General features: G+C 66.8%; 9 protein-coding genes. 3 read left to right on the forward strand and 6 right to left on the reverse strand.

What is annotated here, in order from left to right; genetic code table 11:
- Nucleotides 1-16: 16 nt before the first annotated feature.
- The 6 genes from E2493_RS01250 to E2493_RS01275 all read right to left on the reverse strand — a co-directional run bounded on the left by E2493_RS01250 (nt 17) and on the right by E2493_RS01275 (nt 8201).
- Nucleotides 17-1393 (reverse strand): O-antigen ligase family protein, encoded by a 1377-nt coding sequence (locus E2493_RS01250; protein WP_135082929.1) that lies wholly within the window; start codon nt 1391-1393, stop codon nt 17-19.
- Complete coding sequence (locus E2493_RS01255) at nt 1390-2559, reverse strand: tetratricopeptide repeat protein (protein WP_135082931.1); 1170 nt, start codon at nt 2557-2559, stop codon at nt 1390-1392. The genes E2493_RS01250 and E2493_RS01255 overlap by 4 nt, the downstream gene beginning before the upstream one ends.
- 49 nt (nt 2560-2608) lie before the next feature.
- Nucleotides 2609-4840: a GumC family protein gene (locus E2493_RS01260; RefSeq protein ID WP_135082932.1), complete on the reverse strand. Its 2232-nt coding sequence runs from the start codon at nt 4838-4840 to the stop codon at nt 2609-2611.
- A gap of 53 nt (nt 4841-4893) precedes the next feature.
- Nucleotides 4894-5460 carry a polysaccharide biosynthesis/export family protein gene (locus E2493_RS01265; RefSeq protein WP_135082934.1) on the reverse strand — a complete coding sequence of 189 codons (567 nt, stop codon included), beginning with the start codon at nt 5458-5460 and terminating at the stop codon, nt 4894-4896.
- Between the two features lie 312 nt (nt 5461-5772).
- On the reverse strand, nt 5773-6600 hold the full coding sequence (locus E2493_RS01270) for a metallophosphoesterase family protein (RefSeq protein ID WP_135082936.1): 828 nt from the start codon (nt 6598-6600) through the stop codon (nt 5773-5775).
- Nucleotides 6601-6773: 173 nt separating this feature from the next.
- Entirely contained in the window at nt 6774-8201 is a 1428-nt protein-coding gene (locus tag E2493_RS01275; protein ID WP_135082938.1) for an FAD-binding oxidoreductase, read from the reverse strand.
- Between the two features lie 154 nt (nt 8202-8355).
- On the opposite strand from E2493_RS01275, the gene E2493_RS01280 reads away from it, so the two are divergent.
- The 3 genes from E2493_RS01280 (at nt 8356) to E2493_RS01290 (ending at nt 15294) form a co-directional block, all read left to right on the forward strand.
- Nucleotides 8356-8760 (forward strand): hypothetical protein, encoded by a 405-nt coding sequence (locus E2493_RS01280; RefSeq protein WP_135082940.1) that lies wholly within the window; start codon nt 8356-8358, stop codon nt 8758-8760.
- A gap of 229 nt (nt 8761-8989) precedes the next feature.
- Nucleotides 8990-11065, forward strand: coding sequence for an autotransporter assembly complex protein TamA (locus E2493_RS01285; RefSeq protein ID WP_225421070.1), 2076 nt, complete (start codon nt 8990-8992; stop codon nt 11063-11065).
- Nucleotides 11065-15294 carry a translocation/assembly module TamB domain-containing protein gene (locus tag E2493_RS01290; RefSeq protein ID WP_135082944.1) on the forward strand — a complete coding sequence of 1410 codons (4230 nt, stop codon included), beginning with the start codon at nt 11065-11067 and terminating at the stop codon, nt 15292-15294. The genes E2493_RS01285 and E2493_RS01290 overlap by 1 nt, the downstream gene beginning before the upstream one ends.
- Nucleotide 15295 lies beyond the last annotated feature (1 nt).

Consider the following 15295-nt stretch of genomic DNA (forward strand, 5'->3'; position numbering starts at 1 on the left):
CTCCGGGCGCGAAGCCTCAGTCTGCGCTGATATGCCTCGCGCGCGGCGCCGAGCCTTGCGATGTCTGCTGGCCACGCGCCCTAGGCCGCGCCTCGGCCATCAGTGCTAGGCACACCGCGAAAACGGCGCTGATCGCAGCGGTGCGCAATGGGAACTCGACGAAGCTGTGGGCGAGAATGACCGCGCTGCCGATGGTGGCCGCCCGCGCGAATGGGTCTGGATCCGTAGCGCGCCAGACTCGCACCACGCGCCAGAGCCACCACATCAAGAAGGCGAGAATCAGCGCCGCCCCGGGAACCCCGAACTCGAGCCAGAGCTCGAGATAGTCGTTATGCGCGTGGTTCATGTACCAGCGATCGACCTGCTGCGGATCCTCGTACATCGGGTAGATTTGGGGAAAGGTCCCGAGGCCGGAGCCGACCGGTAGATAGTCGCCCGCGGCCTCGATCGTGGTGTTGAAAGACGTGTAGCGCGAGGTGGTGGACTGCCGTGCTTCGCTGGTGGTCAGATTGTTTCCGAAGCCCGAGCCGAGCACAAGCGCAACCGATCCCACGAGGAGGGCTACGACGAGCAGGCCGCTCCACGAGGGCGCCTGACGGCGACGAAATACCAGCATGAGGGCCGTCGCCGCAATCGTTGGGATCATCAGGCCAAGCCCGGCCAACGAGCGATTGACGAGAATACCAACCAGCAGGACCGCAAGGGCGCCCAGCAGGACCGTGAGCAGTCCCGACGTGCGCTGAACCGAGCTTCCGCGCTTTGATGCGGAGAGGTACACGGCTCCGAGGAACGGAATGGCGACAACCAGGAGCTCGGCCATGTTGTTGGTGTTGGCGAAGAAACCCACGGCCGCGTCGGCGTTGGTGATGCGATAGAAATAGAGCGGAGAACCTGCTCCGGCGGAAAGCTGCAGCGCGCCGAGGCCCACGCTGGCGGCTGTGACCACGAGGAGCGAAGCGGCCAGCCATGAGGGTTTGAATCCGCCGATCCGCAAGATGCCGAGCAGCACTGCGACGGCGGGTAGCATCCATAGTGCGGACGCGACCGTCTTCGACGGCGCCAGCGATAGCGGCATCCACGGCAACGGGCGGCCCAGCAGCTCGAAACCCTTCGCGATCGGCTCACGCCCTGGAAGAATTGTCCAGAGGGAGGGAGGCAGCGGCACGAGCTGGATGAGGACAACGGCAGTCGCGACGGACAGAAGCACGATCAGGCTCCGCGCGGCCGAAGTCATCGGCGTGCTGCGTCTGGCGACGATGCCCCAGATCAGGATAGGAAGGGCGAGGAGCTGGAGGGCGAGGTTGGCCCAGAAGCCGCCACCGCTTGCGCCGCCGAGAAGCAGGCAGAGAGTGAGATAGGCCGGAACCAGGCCGAGCCGCAATGTGTGCTTCACGATCCTGACTTCCCGATCTTCATGTCGCGAATGGTAACGCTCTGCTCCGTGGGGAATTCCGCCGCCACGCCGAGGAGCGTTAGCGCCTGGGCCGGGCACCCGCCTGCCGGCACGGTGAACTCGCCGCCCAACTTGCGGGGAGTGAAGTTGATCTTGGTGAGGGGCAGGTCGAGCAGCACCGGGCCTTTGGGGTGGCAGCTCAGTCGCCAAACCAGACGGCTTCCCTCGCCGCTCGCGTCTCCTTCGGCAGTGAGTTCGATTCGGTACCGTCCAGGAGCGAGCAGCAGCAATTGGTGCGCGAGCTCGGCATCGGCCCGCCCGTAGAACGTTGCCTGGAGGCCGCCTCCGCTTACGCGCTCGCCCACGCCGTTGGCATTGGCGGCGAAGCGCCAGTTGAACGGAGGCAAGCCCGGTCGACCCTGGAAGGCACCATCATAGATGCTCTTGGCCCCGGTCCCGGTCGCTTGCCCGCCGAAGCTCTGCCAAAGCCGATACGCTCGCCCGAGGTCGCCCTTCTCGACCAGCCGCGTGAGCAGGGCCGTTTGCCATCCCGAAGCACTGGTTGCCGTCGCGGCGTTACCCGCCAGGCTGACGATCACGTCGGGAGAGGTGCTCGTGGTGGCAAGCCGCGCGAGCACCGCATCGCGAAGCGCCGGGTTTGTCGCCAGCACGTCCCTCAGCGCGGGGAGGCTGCGGGGGTCCCCAGCCATTCGGGTGAGCTCCGGCACGAGAACGTCGGTGGTCCGGGTGACGAGTTTCGCCAGAGCCGCCATCTCCTGCGCCGCCTCGCGCGTGCGGCCGGTCTGCATGTAGCGATCGAGCAGCACCAGTCGGGTGAGACGGGATCGGGGATTGCGGCGGCGCGCCTCGAGCAGCAGTCGATGGGCACGTGCCTGGTCGCGTTGTACCAGCGCGTCCACCGCGGCGAGCAGGAAAGGCTCCTCCGCGAGCGCGTCTCGATCGAGCGCTTCGATCGCGCGCACGCGGGTCGCTGCTCTGACATCACCGTTGCGTGCGCGGAACTCGTTCATCGCGGCGCCGATCCGCACCTGCGGATCGTTCGGCGCCAGCACCGCCGCCTTGGCGGGGGCGCGGCTCGCAAAACTGGCGACCGTCGCGGTCTTTACCGCATGCCAGCCAGCCAGAGCGCCGACGGGGGCGAGCACGAGGACAGCCAGCCAGCGCGGCCGGCGCGGCCCCCGATGACGTTCGTGATCAGCTCTCACGCTGGGCAATCAGCCTGATCTCGCGCTCCCGGCTGCCGACCCCGCCGTAACGGTAGGGCTCGTAGCCATAGCCGTAACCATAGCCGTGAGCGCGGTGACGATACTTCGTCAGCACCGCGCCGGCGAGATTACCGCCCGAGGCACGGAGACGGTTCAGCGCGTCGACCGCAGCGCCGGTCCGCGTTTTGCCGCTCTCGATCACGAGCAGGGTGGCTCGGCAGGTGGCAGCGAGCAGCGGCGCATCGGCGAGCCCGAGAACCGGCGGGCCATCGACGATGACCATGTCGTAGGTGCTGGCGGCTTCCGCGATGATGGCCTTCATCCGGGCGGAGGCGAGCAACTCGGCCGGGTTCGGCGGCAGCGGTCCGCACGGCAGCAGCGAAAGCCCCTCGAACTGCGTCTTCACGACATGTCCGGTCACCGGATCACCGTTGGTGAGCAGCTTGGAGAGCCCCTCGCTCGGCTCGGTGCTGGTCACAAAGGCCGGCGTCCGCAGATCGCTGTCGATCAACAGCACCGAGTTCCCGAGGCGCGCGAAGCCTTGGGCAAGCGCCAGCGTGGTGCTCGACTTGCCTTCGGCGGCGCGCGTGCTCGTGATCAGCAACGTCTTGGGAGCGCCGCTCTCGGTGGTGAACTGGAGCGACGTGCGCAGCGACGAATACGCCTCTGAGATCGGCGACGACTGATCCTGCAGTTCCTCCGCGATCGCGCCCTGCCCCTTCTTCTTCGGAATGACTCCGAGGGAAGGCAGGCGCAGTTTCTCACGCACGTCGTCGGGCGTCTTAACCGTGTCGTTCAGGAATTCGAGCGCCAGCGCCGTACCAAATCCGATGACAAGGCCGAGGATTAGGCCTGCGGCGAGGTTCAGCAGCAGGTTGGGGCTGTAGGGGCCTCCCGGCGGCTCAGCGCGGTCAACCACCGACACGGTGTTCGTGCCGATCCCGCCGGCGACACCGATCTCCTTGTAGCGTTGCAGCAATGCGTCATAGAGTGAACGGTTCGTGTCCACCTCGCGCTGGATGATATTGTACTGGATGCGTTCGCCGCGCTCAGTGAGCACGCTGTTCTTCAGCCGCTGGACCTGCCCCTGCAGCTTCTGCTCCTCGGCCATCGCAGCCTGGTATTCGGCGAGCAACGTGCTGGTCTTGCCGCCGGCGACCGCGTTCCGCTCCTGAGCGATTTCCTCGCCCAGAGCCTCGATGCGGCTGCGCAGCCGAACCATGTCGGGATAGTCGGGCTTAAAGGAGGAGAGCTTTTCCTGATATTCGGCCTGCAGGCCGGCGCGCGGGCTGCGAAGCGCCGCAGTGCTGTCGATGACGGCCGCCGCGTTGAGGCGGGCTGACTGGCGGTAACGCTGCTCGGCCGCGATCCGGCGGGTCTGCGCCTGGGCCAAGGCATCGTTGAGCGCGATCAGAGACGCGCCCTGCAGTGAGCTGGTGTCGCCCGGCGTGCCACCGTCCTGACCACCGGTTGTAGCCGTGGTGATCAGCCCCTCCGCCTGGGCATAGGCGACGAGCCGACGCTCGCCGTTTTCGAGCTCGCCCTTCACCTTGGCAATCTGACGCTCGAGGAACTGACGGGCGTAGGAAGAGGCCTCGTAGCGGCGCTCGAGATTCGAATTGATGTAGTTGTCCGCGAAGCTGTTCGTGATCTGTGCCGCCAGCGCCGGCGATTCGGAAACGAAAGCAATCTTGACGATGCGGCTGTTTGGAACCGGGTTTACCTCGAGACCGCCCATCAGCTTCCCGGTCGCGATCTTCAGACGCGTATTACGATCGGCCTGAACCGGGACGAACTCGTTGTTGCCCGGGAGGTTGAGTTCCTGAGCGACCCGTTGCGCGAGGCTGCGGCTGGCGAGCAGGCCGACCTGCGTGGCCATGTAGTCGCGGTCGTTGCTGACGCGCGGCGTGCCCGTCTTCCGCTCGTCGAGAATTTCGACGGTGGGCGGGTTGATCTCGAGCGTCGCGGTCGAGCGATACAGCGGCGTAGTCAGGAACGTGAACACAACGGCGCAGGCGATGCCCACGGCAACCGCACCAAGGATGAGCCACCGCCATTCCGACAGGATTCGCCACAACGTGGCGAGATTGATGTCGGGCATGGTGCCGGTGTTGTAACTCTGCTGCCCCCATTGCTGCGGCAGGGCGAGGTCACTCCCGGTGTTCGGTGCGAGCGGCCAGATCGGCTGCGCGCCGGCGGGCTCGATGTTGTTGTTGCTCATGGGTAGCGTGGCTGCCTTTCAGCGAGTCTGCCGGAACGCTCTAGGCGAAGCGCTCAGAAGTTTAGCGGGTTGAAGAGGCCGAGGATCGGAAGCGATTGCAAAACCTCGCGCTGCACCTGCTTCACGCGGGAGCCGTCCACGACAACGATGTCGCCGCTGTAGATGCGAGGATCCTCGATCTTGCCGCGACGGATGTCGGTCAGGTCGAAGGCTGCGGCCATTCGCTGGCCACCGATCTGACGAAATACGGCGACGCGGCGCGGGTTTGAAAATTCGTCCGTGCCCTTTGCCAGCGCAATCGCCTGGATCAGTGTCATTTTGCCGTTCACAGGGAACATGCCGGGGTTGCGCACCGCGCCGTCGACGGTCACCTGCCGCGTCGTGGAGGAAACCACGCCGACGTTGATGTCGGGAGACTGGAGATATTTCGCGCCCAGCAGCTCCGTGAGCTTACGGTCGAGCTGCTCCGTCGTGAGATCGACAGCGCGAACGCTGCCGATCAGCGGCATCGATAGATTGCCGAGGAGGTCCACCTCATAGTCGCCGGAAAGGTCCGGAACCTGGAACACGCTCACCTTCAACTTGTCGAGCGGGGCGATCCGGTAGTCGCTCTCGAGCACCGACAAAGCAGGCGAGTCAGGTTCGCCAAATTGCTCGGCCGACGGGTGATAAGGGATGGTGCCCCCGCGCGATCCTGCGCAGGCAGCGAGGGCCGCGAGCAGGCGCAGGCTGCACGCCCGCCTTCTGTGCGTCGGCAGTCATCGACACGGGCGATCCTAAATTCTGCAAAATTTGTTCCCTCAAACTAACGTATGCGGCTCTTGGGTCAACCCATATTGCTGTTCATTGAACCCACGGCAGCGGAATTGGACTGTTGAATCAGTAGGATGCGGGAAAGGTCTCAAGCTCAGTCCAGCTTCCCCGCAACCGACTCAGGCCCCGACCTTCGCTCCCCTCGTTTCGGTCGCAAGATACCAGCGCTTCGATCCTTCGATCGCGAGAGCCGTCAGAACCCCGCTGTGGTAGGCACCGGTGTCGATCGCGATCCTGTTCGGCCGTTCCTCCACCTCGTCCACGATGGTGTGGCCATGAACGACGATGAACCCGTGTTCCTTGGCATCGCTCAGGAACGGGTCGCGAATCCAGCGCAGATCGTGCCGATCCTGCTCCTCCAGACCCACCCCCGGCCGAATGCCGGCGTGGACGAAAAGATAGTCGCCGAAGCGGAAGGTGTCCCCGAAGCTTTCCAGGAAATCCCGATGCTCCCGGGGCACCTTGCTGCGGATCATCTCGATCGCCGCTTTCTCATCCATGCGGCGGAGAGCGTCAGCATTCACTCCATAGCTTTCCGCACACTCGGCGCCGCCGAATTTCAGCCAGCTCGGCAGGATGTCGGCGTCGCCGTCCAGGATGCGGAGCAGGATTTCCTCATGATTGCCGGACAGAAACACCGGGCGGGCGAAGTCGGGTCGGTAGGTACGAAGCCGTTCGACGACCCCCGCCGAATCCGGGCCGCGATCGATGAGGTCGCCCAGAAAGACGATGAAGTTGCGCGCCGCGGGCCGCGAGGCGATGTCCGTCTCGATGAGTCGGAGGACCTTCTCGAGCAAATCGAGCCTGCCATGGATGTCGCCGACCGCATAAGCGCGTGCGCCTTCCTTCCCGCGGCTCGTGTTGCGGCCTGCCAGGCCGCCCCTCAGCCTGTCGAAAATACCCACGATAAACTCCTCGGTCCGATGGGCGACAAATCCGCCTCCCATGTCCTTGCTGATGCTGTTCTAACTGCGGCGTGCCCGCCGGCCCCCAGCCGCGCCGCCTCCCGAGCCGAGTTCTGGTCCGGCGTCGTGTGGAGCGCTGGTGACGTCATTTGCCCGCGATGTCAATTTGCTGCGCGCCGGATTGCCGCTGGCTGAACGAGAGTCGGCGTCGTTGCTCAGTCGAACAGCTTGCCCGGGTTCATGATCCCGAGTGGATCGAGCGCCTGCTTGATCGCCCGCTGCGCATCGAGGCGGGCTGGCGGCGAGGTGCGCAGAAAGACCTCCCGCTTCATCTGTCCGATGCCGTGCTCTGCGGAGATCGAGCCACTGGCGGCGATCACCATATCGTAGACCATCGACGAAGCGGCCGATCCTTCCTCCTCCAGCCATCGATCCGCCGCCGCTCCGGAGGGTGCCTGGACGTTGAAGTGCACGTTGCCGTCGCCAAGGTGACCGAAGGCGATGACCCTGGCGCCCGGAAACCGGCGTTCGACCGCGGTCCGCGCCTCCTCGATGAAGCGCGGCATCGCGGAGACCGGAACGGAAATGTCGTGCTTGAGCGCCGGCCCGTCGAGCCGCTCGGCTTCGGACACGCTCTCGCGCAGTCGCCAGAGTGCCTCGGCCTGCGCCTGCGAGGTCGCGATGGCGGCATCCAGCACCAGGCCCTGCTCCACAGCCTCGACCAGCGCGTCCTGAAGCGTTTCCGCGGCGGGTGCCGCCCCATGCGGCGCCACCGCCTCGATCAGGACGTTCCAGGCATGGGGCGCAGCGAGCGGGGCGCGCGTTCCTGCGATCCGCCGCAGCACGAGGTCGAGCGCGTTCGCCGGCACCAGCTCGAAGCTCTCTACCGCATCGCCGGTTCGCGCCTCCAGCCGGCGCAGCAGGGTGAGGGCAGCCTCGGGGGACTCGAGGCCGGCCCATGCGACGGCCGACGAGCCGGGGCTGGCGACCAGCCGCAGGCTGGCCGCGGTGACGATCCCGAGCGTCCCTTCCGCCCCGACCAGCAACTGCCGGAGGTCGTAGCCGCGATTGTCTTTCCGCAACGCCGAGAGCTCTTCGTAGAGGCTGCCGTCCGGGAGCACGGCTTCGAGCCCGAGGACGAGCGAGCGCATCGGCCCGAAGCGGAGCACCTGCGTTCCGCCGGCATTGGTCGAGACCAGCCCGCCCACGGTCGCCGAACCCTTGGCGGCAAGCGAAAGCGGGAAGCGCCGCCCGATGCCCTGGGCGGCCTCGTGAACCCGGCTCAACACCACGCCGGCTTCGGCGACCAGCATGTTGTCGCTCTCGGACACGCTGCGGATCGAGCTCATCCGGCGAAGCGAGAGGAGCAAAGCCTCCCCGCCGGCTGGCGGAGTCGCACCGCCGACCATCGAGGTGTTGCCGCCCTGTGGAACGAGTCCGACGCCGCTGTCCGCGCACCGGCCGACGATCGCCTGCACTTCGGCGACCGTGGACGGAGACAGGAGTGCCCGCGCCACACCGCGGTAGCGGCCCCGCCAGTCGGTGAGCCACGGCTCGAGATCGGCCGGATCGCGGCTGAACCCGCGCGGGCCAAGAAGCGTCTGGAGGTCGGACAGCAAGGCATCGGAAGGCGGGTTCGCCATCCGCCCTCACTGGCCCAAGCCGGAGGGGGAGGCAATGCTGCTGTCAGCCTGCGGCGTGGCTGGGTGGTTCCGGAGGCGCTTCCGCGCGGCGTGATCAGGCTCTAGGAAGGCGCGACTCCTTCGGGAGCGGGCAGAGGCCGAGTGGGAGACTGACGTGGAATTGAGGCTGGTTGGACGCGCCGCAATCATATCTGGATTTGTCTTGCTCGCCGGCTGCGACCCCGCGCCGGAAGTTCCTGCCGATGGGTCGATCAATCAGCCCCTACCCGCCTCGATCTGCACCGAGGCCACGAAGTCTCTGGAGACGCTGAGCAAATCCGGCAGCTTCGAATATGACCGTGAGGGCAATGCCACGCTCCAGCAGGACATCTGGCTGCAGCTCGGATCGGCTGGGCAGAATCAGCTCACTCAGGCGCTTGCCTTTGCGGCCGCCTGCGCCACCGGAAAAACGCCGCGGGAGCAGCAGGTTCTGGTCCGAGCTGATGACGGACGCACGTTGAGCAACCGCACGGTGGAAATCGCGCCGGATACCGACCTGCTCTTCGACCAGGATCGCTGAGCCCAGCGGGGCGGCAGCGAACCGGCTAAAAAGCCCGGAACACCCTTTTGTTCCGTCATTCCGGCGGTATTTTTTCGCATCCCGTCGCATTGCCAAGGTCTTCCAATTCCATCACTTTCCGGCGTAATGAATGTCGTTACGGGAGCGATGCTTTTTGAGGAAGACGAGCGTCCTTTTGTCTACTGCCGCTGCCGGCGCGATGACTGTCGCGTCGCCTGCGGGCGCGCAGATGCCAGCACCCTCCGCATCGCAGTCGCCGCCTGCCGCGTCGGAGGAGGCCATCGTCCCCGACAGCCAGTTCGAGGAGGCACTCCCGCCGCTCGATCCTGCCCTGGGTCAGCCGCTCGAGCCGCTCGAGGATTTCGATGTGAAGGACGCGCCGCCGGTGACGGCGCAAGGCGAGATCATTCCGGACGCGCCGATCTCCGACCCCGCCCTCACCGAGCCTCTCAGTCCACTCGCCACCTTCGATGTTCAGACGCCGCCGGCCGGAACCGAGAGCGAGGAGGATGCTCCGGGGCCGGTGGAGCCGGTCCGTTATACGCTCGAGATTGAAGGTCTCGACCAGGTCGGGCTGGAAGGCAATTTCCGCGACCTGTCCGCGTTGGAGGATGCCGACGGAGAGGCCACCAACGGCTCGCAGGTTCAACAGCGCGCCGACGAGGACGAGCTGCTCGCAGTGCGGCTGCTGCGCTCGGAAGGCTATTATGATGCGACGGCCGTATCGACGATCGAGCAGCTTCCGGAGCCCGGCCGGCTGCGCGTCGTGCTCACCGCCGTTCCGGGCCAGCGCTACAGTTTCGGGCAGATCGCGATCACGGGACCCGAAACGCAGCCGCCCGGCATTGCTCGCGAGGCGCTGCCTCTGAAAAGCGGGCAGCCGATCGTGGCCATCGACGTCGAAGCTGCCGAGGCGAACGTTCGCCTGCGTCTGCCGCAGCAGGGCTATCCTTTCGCCGAGGTCGGCCTGCGCGACATCCTGCTCGATCCCGCCACCAGGCTCGGAGACTACACTTTGCCGGTCGAGCCCGGACCCCGATCGAGCTTCGCCGGCTTCACCACCGAAGGCGACCTCGCCTTCGATGCCGAGCATGTCGGCGTGCTCGCCCGGTTCAGGCGCGGCGAACTGTTCGATCAGCGCAAGGTGGACGATCTGCGCGAGGCGATGATCGCCACCAACCTGTTCTCCACAGTGTCGGCAGAGCCGGTCCGAACCGGAGAGACCGCGCCTGACGGCACCGAATATGTGAACATCCTTGTCCGTCAGGACGCCGGACCGGCCCGCTCCCTCGCCGGGAGCGTGGGCTACAGCACCGGCGAAGGCTTCCGCGCCGAAGGCACGTGGGAGCATCGCAACTTCTTTCCGCCGGAAGGCGCCATCCGGGCGACGGCGATTGCCGGGACGCAGGAGCAGACGGTGCGCTTGCAGTTCCGGCGCGCCAACGCGGGCAAGCGCGACCGCACCGTCCTTGTCCAGGCCGAGGCAGGGCGGCGCGACTATGCCGCCTTCCGCGGCTACACCGCCCGGCTCCATGGCCTGATCTCGCGCGAATCCACGCCGATCTGGCAGAAGAAGTGGACCTGGGCCTATGGCGCCGAGATCATCGCCACCAACGAGAGCCGGATCGGCGAGCCGGAGCTGTCGATCGGCGACGCCTTCTTCCTTGCCGGCGTCACCGGTCAGCTCGGCTACGATGCTTCGAACAGCCTGCTGGACCCGACCCGCGGGTTCCGTCTTCTTGGCCGGATCAATCCCGAAACATCGCTGCGCGACCCTGGACAACCCTATGTCCGCAATTTCCTCGACGGCAGCGCCTATTTCCCGGCTACCGACAGCCTGACGATCGCCGGACGCGCCCGTGTCGGCTCGATCTACGGAGCAGAGTTGAACGAGTTGGCGCCGTCGCGCAGAATCTATGCCGGCGGCGGCGGCTCCGTTCGCGGCTTCGGCTATCAGGAGCTCGGCCCGAAGGAGGTGCTTCCGAATCCCAAGTTCGATCCCACCGATCCGGACGAGAAGGACGATCCTACGATCCTGGTGCCGACCGGCGGCCGCAGTGTCGTCGAATTCGCGCTCGAGGCGCGCTATCGATTCGGCAATTACGGAATCGTCCCGTTCATCGACGCTGGTCAGGTCTATACCAGCCAGTATCCCAAGCTCTCCGATCTCCGCTTCGGCGTCGGTATCGGCGGCCGCCTGTACACCAATTTCGGGCCGATCCGCGCCGACGTGGCGATCCCGCTGGGCCGCCGCGAGGGTGAGTCGAAGGTCGCAGTCTACGTCTCGATCGGGCAGGCCTTCTGATGGCGGATCAGGGCCCGATCGACACCCCTGAGGATCCCGCTCCGGCCGCCGCACCCGCACGCCGTCGGCGGGGCCGCGCCGTCGCCAAGTGGACCGGCATCGGCATCCTCGGTCTTGTCGCCCTGTTCGGCGCCTTCTTCCTTTGGCTGAACTCAGAGCTCGGCCATCGCTACGTCGTCCGCCAGATCAACAATCTCGAGATGGCGTCGGGGCTCGACATCGATGTGGGCCGGATCGAAGGCTCACTGTTCGGCGAGCTCAAGCTCCACGACATCAAGCTGCGCGACCCCAAGGGCCTGTTCTTCGTTGCGCCCGAGGCGACGCTGGACTGGCGGCCGCTCGCCTACTTCCGCAACCAGATCGACATCCGCGGCCTCACCATTCCCGAGGCGAGGCTCTACCGTCTGCCCGAGCTGCGCCCAGGCGATCCCAATGCGCCCCTGCTTCCCGACATCGACATCGACATCGGCCGATTTTCGGTGGGAAGGATCCATGTCGATCCCGCCGTCACCGGCTATCGACACCTTCTCGGGCTCAGCGGCCGCGCCAAGATCGCCGACGGGCGCGCGCAGGTGGCGCTCGATGCCGGCGCCCTTGCCGCGCCGAACCTCCCCGGCGGCGACAAGCTCGTTCTCCGGCTCGATGCCGTGCCGGAGCAGAATCGTTTGGGCATCGGCCTGCGCATCGAGGCACCGGCCAATGGTTTTGTCGCCGGGCTGACGGGTGTCCGCCAGCCGCTCGGCGTGCTCGTCACCGGCGCCGGCAATTGGACGAATTGGCAGGGTCGCGCCCGCGCTATGTTGGGCGGCAAGCCATTCGCCAACGTCGCGATCGGTGCGAAGAACGGCACCTTCAGCTTCAACGGTCCCATTCAGCCCGGCACGTTGCTTCCGGAAGGTCCTGCCCGGCGGCTCTTCTCCTCGGTCCAACTCGGCCTGGTGACCACCTTCGCCGAGCGCCGCGCAGACATGCGGCTGCGGCTCAACTCCTCGGCGATCGCGCTCGCCGCCGAGGGCCTGGTCGACCTAGGCCAAAGCCGATTCCAGAACCTCAAGGTCGCCGGCCGCCTGCTTCAGCCCGGTGCCATTGCGCCGAACCTCACGGCCCGCGGGTTCGAGGTCGCCGCCGTTCTCAACGGTGCGTTCGCCACGCCGTTCGCCGCATATGACGTGAAGGCGGATGCGCTCGGCTTCAACGGCACCGTCCTCGAGGGCTTCACCGCGCGCGGCCGCGCCAAGGTCGACGCAGATCGGATCCGCATTCCCGTCTCCGCCCGTGCCCGCCGCGTCAGCGGGCTCGATCCGTCGGTCGGCGGCCTCCTTACCAATGTCGCCGTCGACGGCACCGTCTTCGTCAGCGGCACGCGCCTGGTCTCCGACGATCTTCGCGTCCGCTCCGACCGGCTGAACGCGACGATCGTGCTCGCCGCCGACATGGCGCGCGGCCTTTACCGCGCTGGGATCCAGGGAACGCTGAACAATTACCAGCTCGACGGCGTCGGCCTGCTCGACATCACCACCAACATGAATGTCACGACCTCCGCAGGCGGCTTCGGCCTCGACGGCCGCGTGGCGGTGCGGACGAAGCGGATCGACAACGCCACGGCGCGCGATTTCCTGGGTGGCAACGCCACCGCGTCCGCTCGGGTCCGGATGGATCCGGCCGGCGCGATCGTGCTGAACGACATAAGGCTCAACTCGCCGGGATTGAGAGTGACGTCCGGCAACGGCAGCTGGCGCCCGAACGGCAGCATCGACTTCCGCGTCGCCGGCGTGTCTCGCGATTACGGACCGCTGGCTGTCGTCGTGACCGGAACGGTGGACCGGCCGCAGGTCCAGCTCCGGGCAGCCAATCCGGGCTTCGGCATCGGTCCGCGCGACGTCACCGCCAGCATTCGCGCCACCGGGAACGGCTATCGGGTCAACGCCGCCGGTCAGTCGCAATACGGGCCGTTCACCGCCGACGTGACGATCGTCCAGGGGCGGACGATGACGCTGGACGTCCATCGTCTGCTTTTCGCCGGCATGACCTTCACCGGCCGCGTGACGCAGAGCGCCGCAGGACCGTTCGTCGGCACCCTGGCGATGACCGGTGAGGGGATGAGCGGCACCATCCGCCTCGCCGCCGCCGGGCGCTACCAGCGCGCCGATGTGGATGCGACGGCAAACGGAGCGCGGATCCCCGGCGATACGCCGATCCTGATCCAGCGGGCGATCGTGAACGCCAGCGTGATCCTCTATCCGGATGCGCCCCATGTGGTCGGCGATGCCCAATTCGCCGGCGTGCGCAGCGACAATTTCCATCTCGCCCGCGGCCGGGTGCGCGCCGATTACCGCGGCGGACGGGGCACTGCCCAAGTGTTCGCCGAAGGCTCGAGCGGCGTTCCGTTCCGCGTTGCCGCGAACGTGGCGCTCGCCCCTGACGTGATCCGCGCGGCTGCCCAGGGACAGGTGAACAACATCCCGTTCCGCCTCGCCCGGCCGGCCGAGATCCGCCCGGTCGCCGGTGGCTGGCAGCTGTCGCCCGCCCAGATCGTCCTGCCGCAGGGGAACGTCCTGCTCGCCGGCCGCACCGGCGCCGCCGGGACCGTAATCCAGTCGCGGTTGAACGATTTCGATCTCTCGATCCTCAACGCTTTCTCTCCGGCCCTCGGCGTCGGCGGCCGCGCTTCCGGCAGCATCGATTTCGCCCAGCCGGCCGGTTCGGCCTTTCCGCGTGCCGACGCACGGCTCAACGTCACGGGGTTCACCCGCTCCGGCGTGGCGACGCGGTCGCCGCCCGTCGATCTGGCGCTTGCCGGCGCCCTCCGGCCTGAGGGGGGCACGGCTGCTGCCGTGATACGCCGCGGCGGCAACGTCGTCGGCAGGGCTCAGGTTCGCCTGCAGCCGGTGGGTCCCGGCGCGGGCGGCTGGATGGAGCGCCTGCTCGCCGCACCCCTCCAGGGTGGTATTCGCTACAATGGCCCGGCTGACGTCCTCTGGTCGTTCAGCGGCATGACGAGCCAGCAGCTTTCCGGTCCGATCGGCATCGCGGCCGATTTCAGTGGACGGGTGCAGGCGCCGCAGCTGAATGGCGTCATCCGCGCCAACAACCTCATCTTCACCGACGAGACCTATGGCACCCGGATCACCAACCTCGCCGTCCAGGGCCGGTTCACCAATTCCGACCTGCAGATCGACCGCATATCCGGACGGGCCGGAGAGGGCACGATCGAGGGCCAGGGCCGGATCGGCTTCGCCGCCAATTCGGGCTTCCCGATGGACGTACGCGTGAACCTCCAGGATGCGCAGCTCGCCCGTAGCGACAATATCGGCGCGACGGTGAGCGGCAATCTGGCGATCACCAACAGCCGGGCCAACGGCGCGTTGATCGCGGGCGATCTCAACATCCCGAATGTCCGCTACCAGATCATCCGCCAGGGCGCGGCGCAGGTCGTCGAACTGCAGGGCGTTCGCCGCAAGGGCGAGCCGCTGCCGGTGCCCGGCGCGGAGGAGCAGGCCTCCGGCACGCCGAGCAACTGGAAGCTGGATCTGCGTGTCCGGGCCGACAACCAGCTGTTCATCTCCGGCATGGGCCTGGAGTCCGAATGGTCCGCCGATCTCAGGATCCAGGGCACGACGGCCACGCCGACGATCGTCGGAGAGGCGGATGTGATCCGCGGTACCTTCAGCTTCAGCGGGCGGCGCTTCGATCTCACCCGCGGCCATATCGCCTTCACCGGCGCGCGACCCCCCAACCCGCGCATCGATCTGGTCGCCACCGCGGACGTCGAGGATGTGACCGTCAATATCAACGTCAGCGGAAGCGCCAACAATCCGCAGATTGCTTTCACCTCGACGCCGGCCCTGCCGCAGGACGAATTGCTTTCGCGGATCCTGTTTGGCGGCTCGATCAGCGAGATATCGGCCCTGCAGGCGGTGCAGCTCGCCTCGTCGCTCAACAGCCTGCGCGGCGGCGGTGGCGGATTGAACCCGCTGGGCAAGCTTCGGTCGGCCACCGGCCTGGACCGCCTGCGCGTGCTCGGTGCCGACGAGACCACCGGCCGCGGCACGGCCGTGGCCGCCGGTTTCTACATCTCGAACGACATCTATCTCGAGTTGATCACCGACGCCCGCGGCTATACCGCCACGCAGATCGAGGTCGCGCTCTCCCGCGCGCTCTCCGTCCTGTTCCAGGCGGGCTCGCAGGGCAACTCCAGCCTGAACGCCCGCTACCGCAAGCAATATTGAG

Source organism: Sphingomonas parva (ex Maeng et al. 2020) (assembly GCF_004564275.1).
GTDB lineage: Bacteria > Pseudomonadota > Alphaproteobacteria > Sphingomonadales > Sphingomonadaceae > Allosphingosinicella > Allosphingosinicella parva.

Coding starts and splice junctions, on each gene's coding strand:
- E2493_RS01260 (WP_135082932.1), bottom strand. CDS start 4,840: ATGAGCAACAACAACATCGAGCCCGCCGGCGCGCAGCCGATCTGGCCG.
- E2493_RS01270 (WP_135082936.1), bottom strand. CDS start 6,600: ATGGGAGGCGGATTTGTCGCCCATCGGACCGAGGAGTTTATCGTGGGT.
- E2493_RS01275 (WP_135082938.1), bottom strand. CDS start 8,201: ATGGCGAACCCGCCTTCCGATGCCTTGCTGTCCGACCTCCAGACGCTT.
- E2493_RS01285 (WP_225421070.1), top strand. CDS start 8,990: ATGCCAGCACCCTCCGCATCGCAGTCGCCGCCTGCCGCGTCGGAGGAG.
- E2493_RS01290 (WP_135082944.1), top strand. CDS start 11,065: ATGGCGGATCAGGGCCCGATCGACACCCCTGAGGATCCCGCTCCGGCC.